We start from the raw sequence: 24,073 nt of genomic DNA, 5'->3' as shown, positions 1-24,073 counted from the left end.
CGCTCCTTGCTGAAGGTGTTGCGCCGACCGTAGGAACGTCATGTTTCCGCCACCTCCGGTCACGTGTTTCGTTTCGGTCACCGAGCGCGGAAGACTGCCTGCATGAGCAGCTTCTCCGACGACGACCTCCGCCACCTCCGCCGTTGCGTCGCGCTCGCGGCCATCGGGCTCGACGAGGGCAACGAGCCCTTCGGGTCCGTGCTGGTGAGCGCAGACGGCACCGTCCTGTTCGAGGACCACAACCGCGAGAAGGACGGTGACCACACCCGTCATCCCGAGCTCGCGATCGTCCGGTGGGCGGTCGAGAACCTCGAGCCCGAGGACCGCGCGTCCGCAACCGTCTACACCTCCGGCGAGCACTGCGCGATGTGCTCGGCCGCCCATGCCTGGGTGGGCCTCGGCCGCATCGTCTACGTCGTCGCGTCGACGCGGCTCGCCGCGCTACTAGAGGAGTGGGGCGTCGGCCCCTCCCCCGTCGCGCCGCTGCCGATCACGACGGTCGCCCCGGGCCTCGCGGTCGAAGGACCGGTCGAGGCGCTCGCCGCCGAGATGGAGGCACTGTACGAGCGGTGCTTCCGGCCGGTGTGACGATTGTTGACGACGCTAAGCCCGCGTGACGCAGTGCGACCGGAGAACGACGCTCCTCACGTGTCGTAGCGGGTCGACACCTCGAGGAGGTCTCTCATGTCCGCGCCCGGGGGCAGCTCGACCGGCTCGGCACCTCGTCGCAGCAGCCGGGATCCGGAGACCCCGCCCAGACGTGCCGTCGTCTCGGTCACCTCGAGCCAGGCACCCTCACGCATGCCCAGCACCGGGACGTCGTTGTCCTCGAGGAACTGCTCGAGGCGTTCCTCCCGCGTCTCACCCATGTGGGTGCTTGCCGGGTCCGCGTCGACGTAGTGGGCGTTGATCTGGAACGGCACGAGCCCGAGGGCCGTGAGTCCCGCCGGCTCGGTGATCGGCATGTCGTTGGTCGTACGGATCGTCGGGCAGGCGACGTTCGTGCCGGCGCTCGATCCGACGTACGGCACACCGTCGCGCACGCGGTCGCCGATGGTGGCGAGCAGGCCGGTCCGCTGCAGCGCGCGCAGAAGACGGAACGTGTTGCCTCCCCCGACGAAGATCGCGTCGGCGGCATCCACCACGGCCCTCGGGTCGGACGCACGATGGACCCCCTGGACGGTGATGCCCACCGACGCCAGCGCTGTGGCAGCTCTCGCCGTGTAGGCGTCGCGGTCGGCCAGCGCGTACGGGACGAAGGCGACCCTCCCACCGCTCGGGAGGTGGCCCGCGATCGTCGGCAGCGCGTACGCCAGGTAGTCCTCGCCGTGCAAGGTCGAGGTGGACAGTAGGAGCAGTCGCACAGGGCCTCCTCGTGAAGCGGCTCGGGCGATTGTCCCGCTCTACGCTCGAGGCCGCGAGTCACCGCCTGGTGAATTCATGCGGCGCGGCGATCTCGGGTCTGCGGACCGACCCGAGACCAGTATGACCGTTTTCACACCGTCGACCCCCGTCCTGTGGGATCGCTCCAGACGTTGTAGAAGTGAAGGAGCAGCGCTCGCTCGGACGGCTGCTCCCGGATCTTGAGCGAAGGAGCACGACGTGTACGGCATCGACCTGAGCGTCGCCGGCTCAGCAGTACGGCGGAGCCTCGACGGACGACGACCCGGCCCCAACCACGTCTTCGTGGTGGCGGAGGTCGAGGTGAGCAACCGCGGCGACGGTGCGGTCGCCGTCTCGACGGTCCCGGCCGTCTTCCTCGCGGCCGACGGCACCCAGCACGACCCGGCCGTGCCTGCACTCTGGCCGGCCGACGAGGTCGTGGTCGCGCCGTACTCCAAGGAGAGGGTCAAGGTCGTCTTCGACGTCCCGCGGACGAAGGCCGCCGGCGGCGCCGTACGGATCGTCCGCGGTGACGGCCCGACAGGACGTCGCCTCCACCTCGCCTCCTGAGCGCAGCAAGAACGGACGCTGGGTACGGCTCGCCGAGGCGAAGCGTGACCGCGACATGTGACGCGTCACGCCGGTCAGCCTCGACGAAGGCGCGTGACCGCAGGCGCGTCGTCGAACGCGTCGCCTCTCATCGTGCGGGCGGCGACGTACAGCCGGCGGGTCCGATGACCCGGGAGGCAGGCGCGTGGCACGGAGACCGTGATCGTGCCCGTCGACCGCTTCCAGGTGCCTCGCAGACCCATGCATGCGCGGGGCCTGTTCTGGACGTGGTCGAAGAAGAACAACCGGGCCTTGGCGCGCTGCCCGGGCATCTTGCGGACCACGGCGACGTAGCCCGCCTCGAAGATGCCGTACCGGCTGATCGCGAGACTCGCCCGGCCCCGCTTCCCGAGGTGCGGGACGCGGATCGTCGTGGACACGCGGCTGCCGGTGTGACGATAGGTGGCCCGGGAGATGTCGATCGACGCCGGTGCGTCACGGCGTGCGTCGGTCCGGGCGCGCGTGTCGGCGCCGGCCGGTGACGCGGTCAGGGCGAGCGCTGCGGTGCAGGCCATCCCGACGGTGATGGTCATGATCTGAGTCCTCATGACGGTGCTCCTTCCCCGAGGGCTCCTCCACTGTCGCCCGCGACAGGGCCAGCGGACGGCACCGTTGCAGGAAGCCGTCACGGCGACGCTCCACCGCCCCGGGATCAGGGGTTGACCAGCACGCGGGCGAGCTCGGGGAGAGCCTCCCGCTCGCGGTCCAGGATCTGTCGCGCGTGCGTGACGGAGTCGACCAGCGGATGCAGCGCGAGCGCCTTCAGCGCCGCCGACCGCGAACCCGACGTGGCGGCCTCGATCGTCATCCGCTCCACGTCCTTCACGGTGCTCACGAGGCCTCGCTCGTGCGGACGGAGCTGCGAGACCGCCACGGGTCGCGGACCGTCAGCACCGACGGTGCACGGCACCTCGACGATGGCGTCATCGTCGACCGCGTCGAGCGTGCCGTCGTTGGGCACGTTGAGGACCAGCTCGGCCCCTTCGTCGGCCGAGATGGCTCCCATCAGCGCCAGCGCGACCCGGTCGTAGCCACCGCCGTCCAGGTCCTCGTCGTCGCGCTCACCGGCGTCGGTGCTCGCGCGTCCCTCGGCCATGTAGGTCTCCTCCCGGTCGAGCCGGGTGCGCTCCCAGCCACCGAGGGCGTCACCGTCGCCGCGGTAGAAGCGCTCCTGCTGATCGAGCAGGTACTCCCCGCGCGTCGTGCCCGCCTCCGTGATCGCCGCGACGGCGTCGGAGGTGTAGTACCAGTACCAGAGGTACTCGTTGGGCACGGTCCCCAGCGAGGCCAGCCACTCCGGGCCGAACAGCCGGCCCTCCTCGATCTGCATCAGCCGGTCCGGCCGAGACAGGACATCGGGGAGCACGTCCTGGCCGTCGACCACGGCGCGGTGGAGCCAACCGAGGTGGTTCAGGCCGGCGTAGTCGAAGGTGATGGTCTCCCGCGGCAACCCGAGAACGCGCGCCACGCGCTTGAACAGCCCGACCGGCGAGTCGCAGATCCCGATCACGCGGCGCCCGAGCACCGCCGACATCGCCTCGGTCACCATGCCCGCGGGGTTCGTGAAGTTGATGACGTACGCCTCGGGCGCGGCGCGCCGTACGACCTCAGCGAGCCGGAGCGCCACGGGGATCGTGCGCAGGCCGTAGCAGACCCCGCCCGCCCCGGTCGTCTCCTGCCCCAGGAGCCCGACGCCGAGCGCCGACCGTTCGTCGCACACGCGACCGGCAAGGCCTCCGACGCGCATCGCCGAGAAGACGAAGTCTGCGCCCGTGACGGCCTCGGTGAGATCGGTCGTCACCCTGATCCGCGGCGCGTGCGGCAGTCCGGGTGCGAGGTCGGCGAGGACGGCGGCGATGCGACGCAGCCGGGCGTCGCTCGTGTCGTGGAGGACGAGCTCGTCGACCCGGGACGCCCCTGCGTCCGAGGCGAGGGCGCGATAGACGAGCGGGACCCGGAAGCCTCCGCCGCCGACGATCGTGAGTCTCACAGGGCCTCCTGGACGATGGCGCGGTCCTCGGACGACGAGCCGGCTGCGGCGAGCGCGCGAGCGACGTGCAGCTCGACACCCGCCTCGGCGAAGACGCGGGCGGCGTCGGGGTCGACGTCGCGGTCGGTGACCAGCGCGTCGTACTGGTCCGGCCCGCACACGCGGACGTATCCGCCGCCGGGGAGCTTGGTGTGGTCGGCCAGCAGCACGACCCGGTCGGCAGCCCGCAGCATCGCCTTCTTGACGGGGACCTCGACGGCGGTCGTGTCGAACACCGATCCGTCCTCGCGGACCCCGCTCGTGCCGAGGAAGAGGACGTCGGCCTGCACCTGGGCGATCGCCTGCTCGGTCATGAAGCCGACCATGGAGTGGTAGTTGGTGCGGACGAGACCGCCGAGCAGCATGAGGTCGACGACCGGGTCGTCGCGCAGCTCGTCGTAGACAGCGAGGCTTGACGTGATGACCGTGACCGTCCGCCCGCGCAGCAGCCGCGCGACCAGGCTCGTCGTCGTCCCGATGTCGAGCAGGACCACCGCGCCGTCGGGCACGAGCGTCGCCGCGTGCTCGGCGATCGCGCGCTTCTCCATCGGGTTCTGGGTGGCGACGCGCTCGAACGGCGCCTCGCGCTCGAGGGCGGGAGCGGCTCCGCCCCGGAGCCGTCTCAGACGGCCGGTGCGCTCCAGCGCCGAGAGGTCCCTGCGGATGGTCGCGTCGCTCACGTCGAGGACACGCGCCAGGGTGGCGACGTCGACCGGCCCGCTCGTCTCGAGCAGGTCGAGCAGCCGTTCATGGCGGAGATTTGCGCGCACCCGGTGACCATAACAGTCACTTTTACGCATGCGCACTCATGACCGATCACTACTTGCGCGGGAATGCGCGGTTGAGCGAGACTCACGGGATGGCTCAGGCGGCGGCAGATGCGGAGTTCGACCTCTTCGTCACAGGTCCGGTCTTTCTCGACATCATCTTCACCGGCCTGCAGGAGGCGCCCGTCGGAGGGCGGGAGGTTCTCACGTCCGGCATGGGATCGAGCCCCGGCGGCGTGGCCACCCTCGCGGTCGCGGCGTCGCGCCTCGACCTGCGGACCTCGCTCGGCGCGGCGTTCGGCGACGACATGTACGGCGACTACCTCTGGTCGACCCTCGCCGACGACGAGGCGATCGACCTCACGACCTCCCGCCGCTGGGCCGGCTGGCACTCCCCCGTGACGGTGTCGCTCGCCTACGACCAGGACCGGGCGATGATCACCCATGCCCACAACCCTCCGCGCACCGACGACCGCACGCCGCCGCGCCCGCGGGCCCGGGCGGCGTTCGCCGACCTCGCCGCCGAGCGTCCCGACTGGGTCGACGACGCGATCGCGGACGGCACCCTGGTCTTCGCCGACGTCGGCTGGGACCCGACCGACACGTGGGACGCCGCCGCGCTGCGTTCTCGGCTCGAGGGCTGCCACGCCTTCGTGCCCAACGCCATCGAGGCGATGACCTACACCCGCACCGACTCTCCCGGCGCAGCGCTCGAGAGGATCCGCGACTGGGTTCCGCTCGCCGTCGTCACGGCCGGGAGCTCGGGGTCGTACGCCGCGGACGCCGAGAGCGGCGAGACCGCCTGGGCCCCCGCGCTGACCGTGCCCGCGCTCGACCCGACCGGCGCTGGTGACGTCTTCCTCGCCGCTCTCGTCGCCGGCACGCTGCGGGAGTGGCCGCTGCTCCAGCGTCTGCGCTTCGCCAACCTCTGTGCCGCGCTGTCGGTGCGCGACTTCGGCGGAGCTCTCGCGGCCCCGGGCTGGGCGGCCGTCTGCGACTGGTGGGAGGCCGTCGAGCCGGGCTCCTGGCTCGCCCGCGACTACGCGTTCTTGGACGACGTTCTGACCACCGTCGAGCACAGGACGTACGGTCGTGCCGTCGCGACGATCGGTTTCGTCGGGACCCAGCACGACCACCCCCGGCACGACGCGTCCCAGCCTCGTCGTCGGGACTTCCGTATCGCCGACACCGGCGAATGACCACAGGAGCCGCCATGTCCCACCGCCCCGCATGGAAGTCGGTGCTCGCCGTCACCGCGGTGAGCGCCGTCCTCGCACTGTCTGCCTGCACGCCGGGCGGCGACGGAGGTGACCAGGAGAGCAAGGACGCCAAGGCGAGCGACATCGAGACCGACGTCGCCGCCATGGGCGACCTGACGCTGGACGTCTGGGACCAGGAGGTTCGCGGCGGTCAGGCCAAGCAGATCGAGGCGCTCAACGCGGCGTTCCAGAAGAAGTATCCCAACGTCACGATCAAGCGGACGTCGAAGTCGTTCGACGACCTCCAGAAGACCGTCCGACTCGCCATCACCAACGACGACGCGCCCGACGTGGTCCAGGTCAACAACGGCCGAGCCGACATGGGTCAGTTCGTCGCCGCGGGGCTCATCCAGTCGCTCGACGGGTACGCCGCGGTGTACGGCTGGGACGAGCGCTACCCGGAGTCCGTGCGCAGCACCGCCTCGTACAGCAAGGACGGCAAGACGTTCGGCGAGGGCAGCCTCTTCGGGATGCCACAGGTCGGAGAGATGGTCGGCCTCTGGTACAGCAAGGCCAAGCTGGCCAAGCTCGGTCTCAAGCCGCCGGCGACGCTGGACGAGTTCGACAACGCGATGAAGGCGGCGAAAGCGGCCGGCGAGCTGCCCGTCCAGCTCGGCAACGCCGAGGCCTGGCCCGCGATCCACGACTATGCCGTCGCGATGAACCAGTACGTCCCGCGGGACGATACGCGTGCGCTCGGCTACGGGCGCGAGGGTGCCTCGTGGACGTCGGAGGAGAACGTCGAGGGTGCAGACCTCTTCGTCTCGTGGGTGAAGGACGGCTACCTCACGCCCGAGTTCAACGCCGTCCCGAACGACACCGCATGGCGCAACTTCGCCAAGGGCCAGGGCGTCTTCATGATCGGCGGCACCTGGTACCAGGCCGACCTCGAGGCGGCGATGGGTGACAACCTCGGCTTCGCCCTCCCACCGGTGGGTCCGGTCGGCGAGCCTGCCGTCACCGGCGGCACGGGACTGCCGCTGGCGATCACCGATGCGAGCGACCACGCCGACGCCGCCGCGGCGTACATCGACTTCCTCACCGATGCCGAGGCCATGAAGGTGATCCAGGCGAACGGCGGACTCCCCGTCGTGGACGGCGACGAGGCGATCGCCAAGGGCGCGGCCAAGGAGGTCATCGCTGCCTGGGGCACGGTGACCGAGCAGGACTCGCTCGTGCCGTACCTCGACTGGGCGACGCCCGACATGAGCGACCTGATGGGCCAGCAGCTCCAGAAGCTCAGCGACGGATCGGTCGACACGTCGGCGTTCCTCGACGCGATCGAGAAGACCTACGCGTAACACCCGGACACGACCGAGTGCCGCCGGACGAGACGGTGACCGTCCCGGCCGGGCCCGCACGCAGCGTGGGGGCCCGGCCGGGCGGTCGGCGGCGCCACGGTCCCCCCGGAGAGCCGCGAGCGGTCGCGTACCTCTACATCCTCCCCGGGTTCGTCGTCCTCACGCTCTTCCTGCTTGCCCCGCTGGCATACGCCGTGTGGCTGTCGTTCTTCGCGTGGGACGGGCTCTCCCCCGGCACCTGGGTCGGCCTTCAGAACTACGCCGACGTGCTGACCGACCCGACGTTGCGCGCCCCGTTCGGGCACGCCCTCGTCCTCGTCGTGTTCTTCTCGCTCGTCCCCGTCCTCCTCGGACTGCTCGCCGCGTCGCTTCTGATGCGGTCGACCGTCCGCGGCCGAGGCGTCTTCCAGGCGGTCGTGTTCGTGCCGCAGGTGATCGCCCTGACGGTCGTCGCGGTGGCGTGGAAGCGGATCCTCGCCCCCGACGGGCCGCTCAACGAGGCCCTCCGCGCGATCGGTCTCGACGGCCTCACCCGCGGCTGGCTGGGCGACCCCGACACCGCCCTCGTCGCCATCGGCGTCGTCGGGACGTGGCTCGGGACGGGACTGTGCACCGTGCTCTTCCTCGCGGGCCTCTCGCGGGTGCCGCGCTCGATCTACGACGCCGCCCGTCTCGACGGCGCCGGGTTCTTCCGCGAGACATTCGCGATCAGCCTGCCCTCGCTGCGCAACGAGCTCGCCGTCGCCCTGACGCTGACGATGGTCGCCGCGCTGCGGACGTTCGACCTCGTCTATCTCATGACCTCCGGCGGCCCGGGCGGCGCGAGCGCGGTCCCGGCGTACGAGGTCTACATGAAGTCGATGCGCCAGGGCGAGGTCGGCACCGGCGTCACGATCGCGCTGATCCTGGCGGCGTTCATCATGCTCCTCACCGTGCTGGTCAACCGGATCCCCGAGCGGGAGGAGCGATGAGCGAGCCTCGCCTCGAACGCAGCGTCACGATCGTCGTGCTCGCCCTCGGCACCGTGGTCGCGCTCTTCCCGATCGCGATGATCGTCGCGTCGGCGTTCGTCTCCGACAACCCCAACGAGACCGGGATCGTCTGGAGCAACCTCGCCACGGCGTGGGACGAGGGCCACTTCTCGACCTACATGCGTTCCAGCGTGATCGTCACCGTCTGCGTGGTGGTGCTGGCGACGGCGCTCTCGTGCCTGCTCGGCTACGCGTTCGGGACGATGCGGTTCCGCGGGTCCTCGGTGCTGTTCTACGTGCTGCTGCTCGGCCTGATGGTCCCCAACGAGGCCATCGTCGTCCCGCTCTACTACCAGCTCCGCGACCTCGGCCAGACCAACACCTACCAGGCGCTGATCTTCCCGCAGGTCGCTCAGTCGCTGGCCTTCGGCACGTTCTGGATGAGGGCCTACTTCCGCGGCACCTCGCGCGAGCTCGTCGAGTCGGCCCGGCTCGACGGCGCCGGCCACTTCCGGGTCTTCTGGTCGATCCTGCTGCCGATGGGCCGTCCGGCGATCATCACGATGGTCGTGCTGTTCTCGATGTGGACGTGGAACGAGTTCCTCCTGCCGCTGGTGATGATCCCCAGCAACGAGGACCTCCGGACGGCGCCGCTCGGGCTGACGTTCTTCAGCGGGCAGTACACCGGCTCGCCGTCGCTGCTCGCCGCGGCCGCGCTCATCGTGGCGCTGCCGATGCTCGTGCTCTTCCTGGTCGCGCAGCGGCACTTCATCCGCGGCATGACCGAGGGGGCGGTCAAGGGCTGACCCGCTCAGCCGCACGTCGACGATCGACCGAGAACCAGAGGGGGACTCATGATCCAGCGCACCACGAACACCATCGACTCCGGCGGTGCCGCACCACCACGATGGCGCAGGCTCGCCACGACGTCGGCAGCCGCGGCCTTGCTCGGCGCAGGGCTCGTCGCCGGCCCGGCCGCCGCGGCACCGGCGTCGTCCGGTCACGCCGACCGGCCCAGCACGGGGAGGCACTCGACGGCAACCGATCTCGACGTGCTCTTCGTGGGTGCCCACCCCGACGACGAGTCGGGACGGCTCTCGACCTTCGGCCAGTGGGGCGAGCAGTTCGGAAGTCGCGTCGGCGTCGTCACCATCACCCGCGGCGAGGGCGGTGGCAACGCGGTGGGTCCCGAGGAGGGCCCTGCGCTCGGCGTCATCCGCGAGCGTGAGGAGCGCGCTGCGGTGGGCACCGCCGGCGTCGAGGACGTGTTCAACCTCGACAAGGTCGACTTCTACTACTCGGTCAGCGCGCCGCTGCACCAGCAGGCGTGGGACGAGGAGGACACGCTCGAGCGACTGGTCCGGATCGTCCGTGAGACCCGTCCCGACGTCGTGGTGACGATGACCCCGGCCCCCACCCCCGGCAACCACGGCGGCCACCAGCAGGCCGCGCGGCTGGCCGCGGAGGCGTACGCCGTCGCCGGCGACCCGCGGCGCTTCCGCTCGCAGATCACGAAGGAGGGCCTGCGCGCGTACGCGCCGGACAAGCTCTTCCTGAACTCCGCCCGCGGCTCCGGCCCCGCCGGGTCGTCGTGCCCTCGCGCGTTCACCCCGACCGACCCGACCGACGACGTGTACGGCGTGTGGGCCGGCGGGCGGTCGGCCAGCGGCAAGACCTGGGCGCTCGTCGAGCGCGAGGCGCAGCGCAAGTACGCCTCGCAGGGCTGGGCCGGGTTCCCCGACCCCAGCACGGACCCCCAGGCGATCGGGTGCGACTACTTCACCCAGGTCGCCTCGCGCGTGCCGTTCGCCCGAGGCGACCAGTCGGCCGCCGCGGCGTCCCCGGCAGCGATGCTCCACGGTGCGGTGCTCCAGGCTCCGCGCGGGCTTCCGCTCGGCACCGGACTCGAGCTCACCGGCGAGACGGTCGACCTCGTACCCGGGCAGAGCGTGACGCTCACCGCGCGCCTCACCGCTCCCCCGCGCGCCCGCCTGGTCCAGGCGACCGGCACCGTGGTCCTCCCCGAGGGGTGGCGCGGGACGCGGTCCGTCAGGTTCGGGACCGTGCCGCGCGGACGGACGGTCACCCGCCAGGTCACCGTCACGGCGCCGGCCGACGCCGCGCCCAACACCCGGGCGCTCATCGGGCTCGACGTCCGCTCCGGCTCACGGACGGGCTACACCAACCAGAAGCTGTCGGTGACCCCGGACGTGTCCGGGACCCAGCAGCTCCTCCCCCAGGTCGCAGAGTTCGAGGCCTGGGCGCCGACGGTGGGCCTCCCGCAGCTCCGTGGGCTGGTCGCGCCGGTCCTGACCCTGCCCAGCGGCGGAAGCCGTACGGTCGGGATCGACGTCACCAACCGCAGCGACACCCCGCAGTCCGGCACGGTGACCGTGGACCTGCCCGACGGCTTCGCGACGGCCGACGACACCGTCGCGTACGAGGACCTTGCGCCCGGGGCGACGCAGCGCGTCGAGATCGAGGTCACCAACACCGACGACACGCTCCCGACGTCCAACGAGGGCGGGGCCGGCGGTGACTACGCCTACACGATCACCACGACCAGCACCTCTGGCTCCTCCACCGCCACGGCGGCGCTCGAGCTGGTGCCGACGGCACAGGTCGGCGAGACGGCGGCGCCGACGCTCGACGGTACGGTCGCCCCCGGGGAGTACGCCTCGACGCTCGATCTGTCGCGGCGGTGGGAGGGCGACGCCTGCACCTCGCCTGCCGACTGCAGTGCGACCGGCTACGTCACCCGTGCGGGCGACGATCTCTACGTCGCCGCCGAGGTGACCGACGACGTCAAGAGCGCCGTGCTCGCGGCGTCGGACTGCAAGCGTCACTGGCGCGTCGACTCCCTCGAGGTCGCCATCGACCCGACGGGGACGTCGGAGAACACCTCCACCACCTTCAAGATCGGGGCTCTCCCGTTCACCGCCGAGGGTCAGTCGTGCGCCGCCCGCGACGCCGACAACCGCCAGGGCCCGATCGGAGCGTTCCCGATGGCCGGGGAGGGCGGCTCGGACGAGACGACGCTCGACCCGGGCAACGTGGCGCCAGGGTTCGAGATGGCGTCAGCCGTGACCGCGCCCTACACGGGCTACGTCATCGAGATGAAGATCCCGCTGTCGGCGCTGCCGGCGACGGTCGACCCCGACCGCATGGGCTTCAACATGTTCGTCTACGACTCCGACACCCAGGACAAGGCGGGCCAGACGCGGCTCGGGTGGTCCACGTGGGGTGGCGTCCAGGGCGATCCCTACCGGTGGGGTCGCGTCGAGCTCGGCGGGGGTGCGACGCCGCAGGTCGAGACGACGCCGCCGACGCTGAACTTCCCGGCGCTCGACAGCCTCGACTCGCCGCAGTCGGTCGAGCAGGCCGTACGCTCCGGCGTCGGGCTCTCCGGCCTGCCGACCCTCGACCCGAGGCGGACCGCCCGCGTGGTCCGGGCGACGGTCCGGGGAGGCACGGCCATCGTGACCGTGGACGTGCGGCAGCGAGGCACCGCGCACCTCTTCGCGGTCGCGGGCGCCGATGCTCGCGAGGTCGGCTCGACCGAGGTCGCGCTGCGGCCCGGACGACACCAGGTCCGCATCCCGGTGACGGCGCGGCCCACGTCGGTGCTCCTCGGGTTCGATCCTGACCGCTCCGAAGGCACTGCGAGCTCGTCGGTGAGGGTGCGGTGACGCAACCTCTCGGAGCCACCGCCCGCCACCTGGTCCGCGACGACGCGGACCAGGTGGCGGCGACGGCCGCCGACCTGATCCTCGAGGCGTGCGACGACGAGTGCTCGGTCGGGCTGGCGACCGGATCGTCCCCGCTCGGCGCGTACGACGAGATCGTCCGACGCGTCAGGGCGGGGACGGCGCCGCGCCGGGTGGCGCGACGCGGCTATCTCCTCGACGAGTACCTCGGCCTCCCCGTAGGCGACCGGAACTCGTACGCGTCGGTCATCCGGCGCGAGGTCGCCGACGCCCTCGGCCTCGAGGTCCGGGGCCCGGACGGGCAGGCCGCCGACCCCGACGCCGAGGCCGAGCGCTACGGGCGCGAGGTGGCGGAGGCGAGGGTCGCCGTGCAGGTCCTCGGCATCGGGCGCAACGGGCACCTCGGGTTCAACGAGCCCGGATCGGCGCTCGACTCCCGCACCCGGGTCGTCCGGCTCACCGAGACCACCCGGCGCGACAACGCTCGCTTCTTCGACTCCCTCGCCGAGGTCCCCACCCACGCCATCACGCAAGGCCTCGGCACCATCATGCAGGCACGGCGCCTCGTCCTGATCGCCCTCGGTGAGCGCAAGGCCGACGCCGTACGCGCCGCTCTGCACGGACCGGTCGACCCCGCCTGCCCAGCCTCGGTGCTGCAGCGGCATCCCGACTCCTACCTCGTCACCGACCGGGCGGCCGCGGGTGAGCCAGGAGCGGACCGGTGACCACACGTCACGCCGTGGTCGGAGGCGGGATCCTCGGCGTCGCGGTCGCCCGGGAGCTGCTCCGCCGCGACCCGGCCGCGCACGTCACCCTGCTGGAGAAGGAGCCGGAGCTCGCCGCGCACCAGACCGGGCGCAACAGCGGCGTGGTCCATGCCGGGCTGTACTACGAGCCCGGGTCGGCGAAGGCCCTGATGTGCCGGCGAGGGGTGGCGCTGCTCGAGGCGTACTGCGAGGAGAAGGACATCCGGCGCGTCACGTGCGGGAAGGTGCTGGTCGCGCTCGACGACGACGAGCGCGCACGACTGGCAGGGATCGAGCGTCGGGCCCTCGCCAACGGCGTCCCCGGGGTGCGGATCCTCAGCGTGGCCGAGCTCCGGGAGATCGAGCCCCACGTGGCCGGGATCGCCGCGCTGCACTCGCCGTCGACCTCGATCGTCGACTTCGCGGAGGTGACGCGAGCTCTCGCTGCCGACGCGGTGGCGGCAGGAGCCAGCCTGCGGCTCGGCCACGAGGTCACCGCCATCGGTCGGCGGGGGGCCGAGGTCGTCCTGGCGGTCGCGACGGGTGGAAGCACCACCGACATCGCCTTCGACCACCTCGTGGCGTGCGGAGGTCTCCAGAGCGACCGGCTCGCCGCCATGGCGGGCGACGACCCCGATCCGGTGATCATCCCGTTCCGTGGCGAGTACTACGCCCTCCGCCCCGAGCGGCGCAGCCTTGTCAACGGGCTCGTCTATCCCGTTCCCGATCCTCGCTACCCGTTCCTCGGCGTGCACCTCACGCCCCGCATCGACGGCGAGGTCCTGGTCGGCCCCAACGCCGTGCTGGCCCTCGCCAGGGAGGGGTACGACTGGCGCACCGTGTCCGCGCACGACCTGGCCCAGGTGGCTCGCAGCCCGGCGTTCTGGAGGTTCGCGCGTCACCACTGGCGGACCGGCGTGAGAGAGACGGCCGGATCGCTGAGCCGGCGTCGCTTCGTCGCCGCCGCCCGCGCGTACCTGCCCGAGCTCGCCGACGACGACGTGGTCCCCGGGCGGGCAGGCGTCCGAGCCCAGGCGCTCGACCGTGACGGCGGGCTCGTCGACGACTTCCGCATCACCGCACGCGAGGGCCTCGTGATCCTCCGGAACGCGCCCTCGCCCGCTGCCACCTCCGCCCTCGCCATCGCCGAGCACGTCGGCAGCCTCGTCGCCGCATCCACCCGTACGGAGGACCTGTGAACGTCACGCTCGAACCAGGGCTGTGGGGCGTGCTCGCCACGCCCTTCGATACGGCTTTCGCACTCGACCTTCCCTCGCTGCAGCGCGAGGTCGGGTCGTTCGTCGCCGACGGCTGCGACGGCCTGGTCGCGCTGGGCGTCTTCGGGGAGGCGGCGGCGCTGTCCGACGACGAGGCGGTCGCCGTCGCACGCACCGTGGCGGCGAGCACCGACCTCCCGTACGTGCTGGGGTTGTCGGAGCGCGACCCCGAGCAGGTCGTACGACAGGCCGACCGCCTGCTCGCCGCGGTGCCCCGACCGCCGGTCGCCGTGATGGCTCAGATCAACGACCCCGATCCCGGGTCGGTGGCGGCGTCGCTGCGCCGGCTGCACGAGGAGACAGGATCAGCGGTGCTGCTCCAGGACTACCCCGTGGTCTCCGGCATCACCGTCCCTGACGAGACGGTCGTCGCGATCGCCCGGGCGTGTCCGTTCGTCGTCGGCGTCAAGTCCGAGACTCCCCCGACGTCGCTCGCGGTCGCCCGCCTGACGGCTGCCCTGGACGTGCCGGTCTTCGGTGGGCTGGGAGGAGTCGGGCTCCTCGACGAGCTGATGGCGGGCTCGGCCGGCGCGATGACTGGATTCAGCCATCCGGCCGCGCTCGCCGCCGTCCTGAGGTCGTACCGGGACACCGGCTTCGAGGACGCCCGGGCGCAGTGGGCGCCGTGGCTTCCGCTCGCCACCTTCGAAGGCCAGGTCGGCATCGGCCTGTCGATCCGCAAGGAGCTCTTGCACCGGCGCGGGATCCTCGGCACCAGTCGCGTCCGTCCGCCCGCGCGTGCCCTCCCGCCCGAGCTCGTCCCGCTCCTCGAACGCCACCTGGCCACCGTCCCGGCGTCCGGGCCCCTCTCGTCCGCCCTCTGAAGGAGGACCGCCCGTGCGACTCTCGACCATCCAGCTCGACGGCCGACCGACCGCGTGCGTGACCGTCGCCGAGGGACTCGCCCGGATCGACCAGGTGCTCCCCGGGGCGCCGGACGACGTGATGACTCTCCTCGAAGGCGACCGTCTCGGCGAGCTCGCCCGCGCGATCGCTGCCGGCGTCGACACCTCTGCCCTGGTCGATCCCGGAGCAGCGGTGCTCACGCCTTGGACGCGGCCGCGCAAGATCCTCGGCATCGGGCTCAACTACCGGGCGCACGCGGGTGACCTCGGCGAGGAGGCACCCCGTACGTCGCCCGCCTCGTTCCTCAAGGCCGACCACACCATCGTCGGGCCCGGCGAGCCGATCGTCGTCCCCGGCGACCTCGGCACGGTGACCTCGGAGGCCGAGCTCGGTCTGGTCGTCGGCCGGCCCTGCTACCGCGTCAGCGTCGACGAGGCGATGGCGTACGTCGCGGGGGTCGTCGCGGTGCTCGACCAGACGGCCGAGGAGGTCCTCCTCGAGAACCCCCGCTATCTGACCCGGGTCAAGAACTACCCCACCTTCTTCGCCTTCGGGCCCGAGCTGATCACCCTCGACGAGGTGCTGGCGGAGGGGCCGCTGGAGGACCTACGCGTCGCAACGATCCACAACGGCGCGGTCCACCGCGAGGACGTGGTGGGCGGCATGACCTTCTCCCCCGCAGAGCTGCTGAGCTTCCACAGCCACGTCATGCCGTTCTTCCCCGGCGACATCCTGTCGACCGGGACACCGGGCGCCGTGGCGATCCAGGCGGGCGACACCGTGCGGTGCGAGCTCGGCGATGGGCTCTCCTTCCTGGAGAACCCGGTCAGGACGGTCGGGTGAGCGCTCCCCCGGCCGTACGCTGAGCGCATGACCGGCGATGTGACCCTCGTGATCGTGGTCTGAGCAAGGGCGACGATGTCCTCCCCGGCGGCCGACACGCGCAGACGTGAGCGATCGACCATCCTCGCCACGCGGCGTCTGCTCGGGGTCGACGCGGCGCGCGCCGTCGCGCTGATCGGCATGATGGCGACCCACCTGGAGTCCCGGGTCGGGCCGGACGGCTCGACGTCCACGGCCCATCTCCTCGCGGCAGGGCGTGCCTCCGCCCTGTTCGCGCTGCTCGCCGGCGTCGGCATCGCGCTCGCCAGCGGCGGCACCCGGCCCCCGCGCGGGCGCTCGTGGCTCCAGGCTGCGGCCGCAACGTCGGCACGAGCGGGCGTGATCTTCGCGGTCGGCCTCGTCCTCGGCTCGTTCGAGTCGGGACTGGCGATCATCCTCTGCTACTACGGCGTGCTCTTCCTGGTCGCGCTGCCGTTCCTCCGCCTGAGCGCGGGCTGGCTGATCGGGCTCGGCCTCGTCGCCGCGGTCGTCATGCCGGTGATCAGCCAGGCGTTGCGCCACACGGTGACGGTGCCGCTGGATTCGGCGGTGCCCGACATCGTCACGGTCGTCACCGATCCCGCCGACACCGTGGTCAACCTTCTTCTCACCGGCTACTACCCGGTGGTGACCTGGACGGCCTACCTCCTCGTGGGCATGGGCGTCGGCAGGCTCCCGCTCGGTCGGATCGGTGTCGCCGCCGGCATCGCGGTGACGGGCACCCTCCTGGCGATCGCAGCGTGGGTGAGCTCGTCGTGCTGGCTCGCTGGAGGCGGACTCGAGGTGCTGAAGGCGGCCGGCACGGGCGACACCCTCGCGTGGGTGCCCGTCGACGAGAACCTCCTGCACGTCGGGTTCGCGGGGAAGACACCCACCTCCTCGTGGGCATGGCTGGGGATCGCCTCACCGCACTCCGGCGCGCCGCCGGACCTCCTCCACACCCTCGGGACCTCGCTGGCCGTGCTGGGTCTGATGCTGATGCTGGAGCACGTGATCGGGCGGTTCCTCTGGCCTGCCGCCGCGATCGGGAGCATGACGTTCACGCTCTACTCGCTGCACGTCGTCCTCATCTCGACGCTGCTCCCGCGCACGATCGACCACGCGCTCCTCGTCCACGTCACCGTGGCGGCGCTGATCGCGGTCCCGTGGCGCCGCTACGTCGGCCGCGGGCCGCTCGAGGCGGCCGCCGCAGCCGCCGCCCGGGGTGCGGCACAGGCCGTCGGAGGAGGCGGCCGTACGATCGATCCGTGACTGCCACGACCTTCCGGATCGGCGACGGACAGCCGGTCGCGTACGAGACCGCACTGCACTTCTGGGTCAAGAGCGCCCGCGAGGTGCTCGTCGAGAAGGCGCGCGAGTACGGCGGTGACGTCACCGATCAGGACCTCGCGGCCGAGGTGCAACGGCGTACGGGCGTGAAGGCGCAGGGTCAGTCGGCGACCTGGATCGGCGACGTCCTCGCCGAGGTCGCCGCCGACGCCCACGAGCGCGGCGAGCCCGCGATCACGTCGCTGTGCGTGCGGGCCGACGGGACGGTCGCCGACGGCTACCGCGAGGCCGTGGCGCGGGTGACCGGCTCGCCGGTCGCCGATCCGGATCGCCACGCGGCTGCGCAGCGGTTCGCGTGCTACCAGCGGTACGGTGCGCCGCTCCCCTCCGACGGCGGCCGGCCCCGACCGTCCTCCCGGGTCGCCGCGCACGCCCCACGGACGTCGCGCCGGGAGCCCACGCTCCGCAAGGTCGAGCGTCCCGGCGTCGTCTGCCCGCGGTGCTTCCTCGAGATGCCGGCGACCGGCGTGTGCGACTCCTGCGGCTGAGGTTCGCCCCGAACCTCCCTTGACCCCGCTACGGTCGGGAGAGCACGAGAGGGGGGCGGATGTCGACTCGGGTCCTGACCGCGCCCTACGGGCGAGCCGCACTCGACGCGCTGACCGCGGTGGTCGCCGAGGCCAAGTGCACCGACCCCATGGCGCCCGTCACCGTGCTCGTGCCGACCAACGTCGCCGGGATCGTCGCGCGGCGTCACCTCGCTCTGGGCCTGCGCGACGGCGCGCCCGGTGTCGCCGCGCTGACCGTGACCACCCTGCCCCGGCTCGCCGAGCAGGTCGCCGCGGCCCGGATGGACCCTCGACGGCCGGCGACGCAGCCGGTCCTCGCCGCCGCGTGGCGCCAGGCGCTCGACCAGGACCCCGGCGTCTTCGCTCCGGTGACCGACCATCCCGCGACGATCCGTGCCCTGGTCGCCGCTCATCGAGAGCTCCGCGACCTCTCCCCGGGCGGCCGCGCCCGTGCGCGCGACTCCACGGGCCTCTCGGCCGACCTCATCCGCCTGCACGAGCAGGTGGTGGCCCTCACCGACCCGGTGTCGTACGACGCGACCGACCTGCTGCGCGAGGCAACCCGTCTCGTGGAGCAGGGCGCCCCGGGCGCCGCCCCGCTCGGTGCGGTCGTCCTCTTCCTTCCCCAACGCCTCACCCGGGCCGAGTCGGGACTCGCGCGTGCGCTGGCCGGGACGTCCGACTGCGTCGTCGTCGCGGGCATGACGGGGGTTCGGCGCGCGGACTCCGCCGTCCGTCACAGCCTCGATCTCATGGGGCTCGCTGTCCCGGAGGAGACGGCCGTCCCTCGCCCTGTCGCCTCTCGGGTCCTGCACGCCTCCGATGCCGACGACGAGGTCCGCTGCGTCGTGCGCGAGGTCGTCGCAACCCTGGACCGAACGCCCGCGCACCGGGTCGCCATCCTCTATGGCGCCCGCGTCCCCTACGCGCGCCAGCTCCACGAGCACCTCGAGGCGAGCGGGCTCACCGTCAACGGCCCGGCGACCCGCGCCGTGCAGGAGCGCGCGATCGCACGCGGTCTCCTCGGCATCCTCGACGCCGGCCGGACCGGTCTCGGCCGGGCGGACACGTTCACCGCACTCGCCGAGGCACCGGTGCTCGCCTTCTCCGACCGGCGCGTCCCGGTCTCGCGGTGGGAGCGGATCTCACGGCGCGCGGGCATCGTCGGACGAGGCGACTGGCGCACGCGTACGACCACCTTCATCGCCGACCAGCTGCGGCTCAAGGACCAGGAGCTCGCGCAGGAGAGCCCGCGCGAGGGACTTGTCGCGGCCGCCGATCGGGAGATCGGCGCCGCCGGCGCGATGCTGGAGTTCGTCTACCTCCTCGAGCAACGGTTCGAGGAGGCCGCGCGGATCAGCCGCTGGCAGGACCTGCGCACGTGGGCGCTCGACCTCCTTCACGACCTGTACGGGACGTCCGAGGCGTGGGCCGCGCTCCCTGCCGAGGAGCAGTACGCCGCAGTCGCGGTCGAGTCGGCGATCCACGGTCTGGCGGCGCTGGACGCGTTCGAGCTCCCGGTCGACGTCGAGACGCTCGCGGAGATCCTTGCCGTCGAGCTGGAGTCTTCGCTCCCCCGCGTCGGTCGCTACGGCGAGGGAGTCTTCGTCGGTCCGGTGTCGGCAGCGGTCGGCATGGACCTCGACGAGGTGTTCGTGCTCGGTCTGAGCGAGGACTCGTTCCCGGGCCGCCTGCACGAGGACGCGCTGCTCAGCGACACGCTCCGCACGGCCACCGGCGAGCTGGATCCTCTCCGCTCGACCCTCGACGACAAGCAGCGCCACCTCCTCGCTGCGCTGGCCGCGGCGCCGAGGTCGACCGCGTCCTTCCCGCGGGGCGACCTGCGGCGCAGCACCACGCGGATCCCGAGCCAGTTCCTGCTTCCCAGCCTGCGCGAGCTCACCGGCAACAAGGAGCTCGCGGCGACCGAGTGGGACCGCCCAGACAAGCACCGCGCGTCCACCGACGGACTCCTCGTCGGCAGCCGCTCCTTCGCCGACGGCATCCTCACGACCGACCTCCCGGCGTCCGAGCAGGAGTGGCAGATCCGCGCCGCAGCCAGCGGGACCCTGCTCGCACCGGAGCCCGCTGCGCTGCTCTCCGCGGCACGTGCCCTGATCGACGCACGCGCGAGCACCCGGTTCACCCGTTACGACGGCAACCTCGCCGGTGCGGCCGGCCTTCCCGACTACGCGCACAGCGATCAGGTGGTCTCACCCACCGCCCTCGAGTCGTACGCGCGGTGTCCCTTCGCCTACTTCGTCCAGCGACTGCTCCGCGTGGAGCCCTTGGAGCAGCCCGAGGAGATCGTCCAGATCTCGGCGGCGGAGATCGGCACCCTGGTGCACGGCGCGCTGGATGCCCTCATCACCGAGAGCGCCGGCGCCGGCACTCTCCCGTCGTACGCCGAACCCTGGACCGCGTCGCAGCACCAGCGGCTGCAGGAGCTCGTCACCGAGCGTGCGATCGATCTCGTCGAGCGCGGGCTCACCGGCCACCGGCGGCTGTGGGAAGCCGAGCTGGACGCCCTGCGGCAGGTGGTCGCACGCATGCTCGTGGACGACGACGTCTATCGGGCGCGGCGTGACGCCGAGGTCGTCCGAAGCGAGCTCGAGTTCGGCATCGGGAGCGATCGAGACCCCGTCGCTGTCGCACTGCCGGACGGTCGGCTGCTGATGCGCGGCAGTGCGGACAAGGTCGACCGGACACGTGACGGCGTCCTTCTGGTCACCGACGTGAAGACCGGCCGGGCGGACCCGTTCCGTGAGCTGGGGCAGGACCCGGTCGCCGCCGGGACAAAGCTCCAGCTCCCCGTGTACGCGCTGGCGGCGCGTGAGCGCGTCGCCGACAAGCCGGTCACCGGTGTCGAGGCGATGTACTGGTTCGTCCGCCGCAACGCCGGTGAGCGGATCCCGGTCACGCTCGACGACGATCTCGAGGCGCGCTACGCCCAGACGCTCCAGACGCTCGTCGACGGCATCGCCGCGGGCGTCTTCATCGGACGCCCGAGCGCGCAACCGGCGTACGGCTTCGTCGAGTGCGAGTTCTGCACACCGGGCGGCCTCGGCCACAAGGAGGCGCGACAGCGCTACGAGGACAAGCGGAGCGACGCCGCGCTCGTGCACCTGATCGAGCTCGTCGACCCTGAGGCGCTGGCATGACGTCGCTCACGACCCTGAACGACAAGCCCGCCCGCGACCGGATTACGACAGAGACCGACCGCAACCTGTTCGTCGACGCCGGGGCCGGCTCCGGCAAGACCCGAGCACTGGTCGACCGGGTGACGTTCCTGGTGCTCGACGCCGAGGCGCCCGTGCCGCTTCGCCACATCGTCGCGGTCACCTTCACCGAGAAGGCCGGGGCCGAGCTGCGGGACCGGCTGCGCGTCGCCTTCGAGGGCGCGCGACGCTCGTCGGTGATGCCGGAGCGCCAGGCGCGCGCCTCCGAAGCTCTCGAGGACCTCGACTCCGCCGCCATCGGCACGCTGCACGCCTTCGCGCAGCGCATCCTGACCCGACACCCGATCGAGGCGGGTCTCCCTCCGCTGATCGAGGTCCTCGACGAGGTCGCGTCCTCGGTGGCGTTCGAGGAGCGCTGGACGGTCATGCAGCGCGAGCTCCTCGACGACGACGCGATGGGCACGGCCTTGCTCCTCGCCCTCGCCGCCGACGTGCGACTTGCCCACCTCCGCTCGTTGACCCGCGCCTTCAACGCCGACTGGGACCTCATCGCCGACCGTGTCCCGCAGCGCGCCCCGGCCATCGTGCTGCCCGACCTGTCCGCGCTCTGGGAGGCAGCGTCCAGACTCGCGGCGCGGGCTGACGAGTGCACCGACGAGAGCGACAAGTTCCTCCCTCGTCTGGCCGCCTTCGGTGCCTGGGGCGACGAGCTCCGGACCGCGGTCGACGATCGCGCTCGATACACGACGCTCCTCCGCGCCGACACGCTCAAGACGTCGTACGGGCGCGGCGCGAACTGGCCCGATCTCGCGGGTCTGAAGGCAGCGTGCAAAGAGCTCCAGGCTCGCGCCGCCTCCGTCGCCCACGAGGTGACCGAGGCGACGCTGCGGCCGCTCGCATCCTGGATCGCTCACCGGGTGCGCGCCGACGCCGAGCGCCGGGCCGCGGAGGGCCGCGTCGAGTTCCACGACCTGCTCGTCCTGGCGCGCGACGTGCTGCGCCGCGACGCGGACGTGCGTGCCGCTCTGCAGACACAGTTCCGGCGCATCCTCCTCGACGAGTTCCAGGACACCGACCCGATCCAGATCGAGCTTGCCGTCCGCATCGCCGGTGGCCGCGACGCCGACGCCGAGGACTGGCACGACGTCGTCGTCCCGCCGGGCTCGCTCTTCGTCGTCGGCGATCCGAAGCAGTCGATCTACCGGTTCCGCCGCGCGAGCATCGCGCTCTACCTGGACGCCCGAGACTGGTTCGGAGCCGACGACCGCGTGACGCTGACCACCAACTTCCGCACCGTCGCTCCCGTTCTGGGGTGGGTCAACGACGTTTTCGCGACCGTGATCGAGGCGTCACCCCGCTCCCAACCGGAGTACGCCCCGCTCGGCCCCGCGCGGAGCGAGCACCCGTCCGTCGGACCGGCGGTCACGGTGCTCGGTCGCGTGGAGCACACCGAGTCGATCAGAGCAGATGCGCTGCGTGCCCTCGAGGCTGCCGACGTGGCCGCCACCATCCGGCGGGCGCTCGACGAGGGCTGGACAGTGCGGGACGAGCGGACCGGGGGGTGGCGACCGGTCGTGCTCGCGGACGTGGCGATCCTCATCCCGTCCCGCCTCTCGCTCGAGGCGCTGGAGACCGCGCTCGACCGCGAGGGCCTCCCCTACCGGGCCGAGTCCAGCTCGCTGGTCTACCAGGCGGCCGAGGTCCGAGACCTCCTGACGGCTGCACAGACGATCGCGGATCCCAGCGACCAGTTTGCGAGCGTGCAGTCCTTGCGCTCGCCGCTCTTCGGGTGCGGCGACGACGACCTCTGGTCCTGGAAGCACGCCGGCGGGTCGTTCCACGTGCTCGCTCCCACCACGAAGACGCTCGAACGCCTCGAACGGCCCAATCATCCGGTGGCTGCCGGGTTGGACGCGTTGCGCGACCTCGTCCGCCGGGCTCGCTGGATGACGCCGAGCGAGGTCCTTACGACGATCGTGGCCGAGCGGGTGATGCTGGAGACCGCCGCGGTCGGCCCCCGCGCCCGCGACGGGTGGCGACGCCTGCGCTTCGTCGTGGACCAGGCCCGCGCGTGGTCGGAGGTGGAGCACGGAGGGCTCCGTGCCTACCTCGAGTGGGCCAGGCGTCAGGCCGACGACGCGGCGCGCGTCGCCGAGGCGGTGCTGCCCGAGACCGACGTGGACGCCATCCGGATCATGACCATCCACGGGGCCAAGGGCCTGGAGTTCCCCGTGGTGGTGCTCTCCGGCATGAGCACCCGCTCACAACGGCGCAAGGGCGTCCAGCTGCTCTGGACCGACGACGGCTACGAGGTGCGGCTCGTCGGGCAGGTCCAGACCAACGACTTCGAGGAAGCGGCCCCGGTCGACGAGCAGATGGACGCCCTGGAGCGTCGGCGCCTGCTGTACGTCGGTGCGACCCGAGCGCGCGACCATCTCGTGGTGTCGTTGCACCGGGTGGCCGACAAGACCGACACCAACGCGTGCATCCTCGCCGACGCCGGTGCAGGAGAGAACGCCTGGGCGACCGACGCTTCCGGCCTCGACGGCGACTCCGCTCCTGCCGAAGGCGCTCGTGGACGTCGGCGTGACCTTTCTCCCATGCCGCCGCCCGATCCCGCCGCCTGGCAGGCCCTGTTGGACGACGCACGTGCCGCAACCCGACTCACCGCGGTCCAGAGCGCCTCGGGCCTCGAAGGGACCGATCCGGAGATCGTTCTCCTCGACACCCCGCCGGCAGACGCCGGCCGCGCCAAGGGTGGGCGCGACGTCGAGCTCCCCCCGTGGCGCAAAGGTCGTTACGGGTCGGCGGTCGGACGTGCGGTCCACGGGGTGCTGCAGGCGGTCGACCTGGCCACCGGTGCGGGGCTCGACGACGCGGTCGCTGCGCAGTGCCGCGCCGAGGCCGTGACGGACTTCTCCGCCGAGGTTCGCGCTCTCGCAGCCTCCGCGCTCAAGGCGCCGGTGGTGAGACGTGCCGCTGAGCGGGAGCACTGGCGGGAGTCCTACGTCGGCACCGTCAGCGAGGACGGCACGATGATCGAAGGCTTCGTCGACCTGATCTACCGCGACGACGACGGCACGCTGCACGTCGTCGACTACAAGACCGACGACGTCCCGCAGGCTGCGCTCGGCGCACGGACGGCCTTCTACCGCCCGCAGGTGGCGGCGTACGAGGAGTGCCTCCGCGCGGCGACCGGTGCCTCTGTCACGACGTCGCTGCTCTTCCTCGGCGTCGGCCGTGAGGCGTGGGAGGTCCCCGTCGGTCGGTGAGCCCGAC

General features: G+C 72.0%; 19 protein-coding genes. 15 read left to right on the top strand and 4 right to left on the bottom strand.

The genetic code is table 11. The features are described from left to right. Positions 1-102 precede the first annotated feature (102 nt). On the top strand, positions 103-588 hold the full coding sequence (locus tag KV100_RS03435) for a nucleoside deaminase (protein ID WP_220341497.1): 486 nt from the start codon (positions 103-105) through the stop codon (positions 586-588). A gap of 56 nt (positions 589-644) precedes the next feature. On the opposite strand, the gene pepE is transcribed toward KV100_RS03435, so the two are convergent. Beyond that, positions 645-1,364, bottom strand: coding sequence for a dipeptidase PepE (gene pepE, locus KV100_RS03430; RefSeq protein WP_220341496.1), 720 nt, complete (start codon positions 1,362-1,364; stop codon positions 645-647). 238 nt (positions 1,365-1,602) lie between these two features. Here pepE and KV100_RS03425 point away from each other — a divergent pair, with 238 nt between their 5' ends. After that, positions 1,603-1,953, top strand: a complete 351-nt coding sequence (locus KV100_RS03425; protein WP_220341495.1) for a DUF4352 domain-containing protein — start codon at positions 1,603-1,605, stop codon at positions 1,951-1,953. A 74-nt stretch (positions 1,954-2,027) separates the two neighbouring features. On the opposite strand, the gene KV100_RS03420 is transcribed toward KV100_RS03425, so the two are convergent. The 3 genes from KV100_RS03420 to KV100_RS03410 all read right to left on the bottom strand — a co-directional run bounded on the left by KV100_RS03420 (position 2,028) and on the right by KV100_RS03410 (position 4,791). Continuing rightward, the gene (locus tag KV100_RS03420; protein WP_220341494.1) at positions 2,028-2,540 is read right to left on the bottom strand and encodes a hypothetical protein; all 513 of its coding nucleotides are present in this window, start codon (positions 2,538-2,540) and stop codon (positions 2,028-2,030) included. Positions 2,541-2,644: 104 nt separating this feature from the next. Continuing rightward, complete coding sequence (locus tag KV100_RS03415; RefSeq protein WP_220341493.1) at positions 2,645-3,982, bottom strand: 6-phospho-beta-glucosidase; 1,338 nt, start codon at positions 3,980-3,982, stop codon at positions 2,645-2,647. Continuing rightward, entirely contained in the window at positions 3,979-4,791 is an 813-nt protein-coding gene (locus KV100_RS03410) for a DeoR/GlpR family DNA-binding transcription regulator (RefSeq protein ID WP_301022015.1), read from the bottom strand. The genes KV100_RS03415 and KV100_RS03410 overlap by 4 nt, the downstream gene beginning before the upstream one ends. 38 nt (positions 4,792-4,829) lie before the next feature. Here KV100_RS03410 and KV100_RS03405 point away from each other — a divergent pair, with 38 nt between their 5' ends. The 13 genes from KV100_RS03405 to KV100_RS03345 all read left to right on the top strand — a co-directional run bounded on the left by KV100_RS03405 (position 4,830) and on the right by KV100_RS03345 (position 24,066). After that, positions 4,830-5,987, top strand: a complete 1,158-nt coding sequence (locus KV100_RS03405) for a carbohydrate kinase family protein (RefSeq protein WP_220341491.1) — start codon at positions 4,830-4,832, stop codon at positions 5,985-5,987. A gap of 14 nt (positions 5,988-6,001) precedes the next feature. After that, on the top strand, positions 6,002-7,348 hold the full coding sequence (locus tag KV100_RS03400) for an ABC transporter substrate-binding protein (RefSeq protein WP_220341490.1): 1,347 nt from the start codon (positions 6,002-6,004) through the stop codon (positions 7,346-7,348). A gap of 35 nt (positions 7,349-7,383) precedes the next feature. After that, a complete protein-coding gene (locus tag KV100_RS03395; protein WP_308291324.1) occupies positions 7,384-8,319 on the top strand; it encodes a sugar ABC transporter permease in 936 nt (311 codons plus the stop codon). Then, entirely contained in the window at positions 8,316-9,125 is an 810-nt protein-coding gene (locus KV100_RS03390) for a carbohydrate ABC transporter permease (RefSeq protein ID WP_220341489.1), read from the top strand. The genes KV100_RS03395 and KV100_RS03390 overlap by 4 nt, the downstream gene beginning before the upstream one ends. A gap of 48 nt (positions 9,126-9,173) precedes the next feature. Next, positions 9,174-12,008 carry a sugar-binding protein gene (locus KV100_RS03385; RefSeq protein WP_220341488.1) on the top strand — a complete coding sequence of 945 codons (2,835 nt, stop codon included), beginning with the start codon at positions 9,174-9,176 and terminating at the stop codon, positions 12,006-12,008. After that, entirely contained in the window at positions 12,005-12,751 is a 747-nt protein-coding gene (locus tag KV100_RS03380; RefSeq protein ID WP_301021790.1) for a glucosamine-6-phosphate deaminase, read from the top strand. Before KV100_RS03385 ends, KV100_RS03380 begins: the two co-directional genes overlap by 4 nt. Then, positions 12,748-13,971 carry an L-2-hydroxyglutarate oxidase gene (gene lhgO / locus KV100_RS03375; RefSeq protein WP_220341487.1) on the top strand — a complete coding sequence of 408 codons (1,224 nt, stop codon included), beginning with the start codon at positions 12,748-12,750 and terminating at the stop codon, positions 13,969-13,971. Before KV100_RS03380 ends, lhgO begins: the two co-directional genes overlap by 4 nt. After that, entirely contained in the window at positions 13,968-14,873 is a 906-nt protein-coding gene (locus KV100_RS03370; protein ID WP_220341486.1) for a dihydrodipicolinate synthase family protein, read from the top strand. The genes lhgO and KV100_RS03370 overlap by 4 nt, the downstream gene beginning before the upstream one ends. A 13-nt stretch (positions 14,874-14,886) precedes the next feature. Then, entirely contained in the window at positions 14,887-15,738 is an 852-nt protein-coding gene (locus KV100_RS03365) for a fumarylacetoacetate hydrolase family protein (RefSeq protein WP_220341485.1), read from the top strand. A 75-nt stretch (positions 15,739-15,813) separates the two neighbouring features. Continuing rightward, positions 15,814-17,028, top strand: coding sequence for a heparan-alpha-glucosaminide N-acetyltransferase domain-containing protein (locus tag KV100_RS03360; RefSeq protein ID WP_220341484.1), 1,215 nt, complete (start codon positions 15,814-15,816; stop codon positions 17,026-17,028). Continuing rightward, complete coding sequence (locus tag KV100_RS03355; RefSeq protein ID WP_220341483.1) at positions 17,025-17,594, top strand: hypothetical protein; 570 nt, start codon at positions 17,025-17,027, stop codon at positions 17,592-17,594. The genes KV100_RS03360 and KV100_RS03355 overlap by 4 nt, the downstream gene beginning before the upstream one ends. Before the next feature lie 59 nt (positions 17,595-17,653). After that, a complete protein-coding gene (locus KV100_RS03350) occupies positions 17,654-20,776 on the top strand; it encodes a PD-(D/E)XK nuclease family protein (RefSeq protein ID WP_220341482.1) in 3,123 nt (1,040 codons plus the stop codon). Continuing rightward, positions 20,773-24,066 carry an exodeoxyribonuclease V subunit beta gene (locus tag KV100_RS03345; protein WP_220341481.1) on the top strand — a complete coding sequence of 1,098 codons (3,294 nt, stop codon included), beginning with the start codon at positions 20,773-20,775 and terminating at the stop codon, positions 24,064-24,066. The genes KV100_RS03350 and KV100_RS03345 overlap by 4 nt, the downstream gene beginning before the upstream one ends. Positions 24,067-24,073 lie beyond the last annotated feature (7 nt).

The organism is Mumia sp. zg.B21 (assembly GCF_019550855.1).
Classification (GTDB): domain Bacteria; phylum Actinomycetota; class Actinomycetes; order Propionibacteriales; family Nocardioidaceae; genus Mumia.
Note: the sequence above shows the minus strand (reverse complement) of the source record. Positions and strands in the feature narration are given on the sequence as shown.

Excerpts from the sequence above, each read along its gene's own strand:
- KV100_RS03385 (WP_220341488.1), top strand. The coding sequence starts at position 9,174 with ATGATCCAGCGCACCACGAACACCATCGACTCCGGCGGTGCCGCACCA.
- KV100_RS03360 (WP_220341484.1), top strand. The coding sequence starts at position 15,814 with ATGTCCTCCCCGGCGGCCGACACGCGCAGACGTGAGCGATCGACCATC.
- KV100_RS03405 (WP_220341491.1), top strand. The coding sequence starts at position 4,830 with ATGACCGATCACTACTTGCGCGGGAATGCGCGGTTGAGCGAGACTCAC.
- KV100_RS03420 (WP_220341494.1), bottom strand. The coding sequence starts at position 2,540 with ATGAGGACTCAGATCATGACCATCACCGTCGGGATGGCCTGCACCGCA.
- KV100_RS03350 (WP_220341482.1), top strand. The coding sequence starts at position 17,654 with ATGTCGACTCGGGTCCTGACCGCGCCCTACGGGCGAGCCGCACTCGAC.
- KV100_RS03400 (WP_220341490.1), top strand. The coding sequence starts at position 6,002 with ATGTCCCACCGCCCCGCATGGAAGTCGGTGCTCGCCGTCACCGCGGTG.
- KV100_RS03345 (WP_220341481.1), top strand. The coding sequence starts at position 20,773 with ATGACGTCGCTCACGACCCTGAACGACAAGCCCGCCCGCGACCGGATT.
- KV100_RS03390 (WP_220341489.1), top strand. The coding sequence starts at position 8,316 with ATGAGCGAGCCTCGCCTCGAACGCAGCGTCACGATCGTCGTGCTCGCC.
- KV100_RS03435 (WP_220341497.1), top strand. The coding sequence starts at position 103 with ATGAGCAGCTTCTCCGACGACGACCTCCGCCACCTCCGCCGTTGCGTC.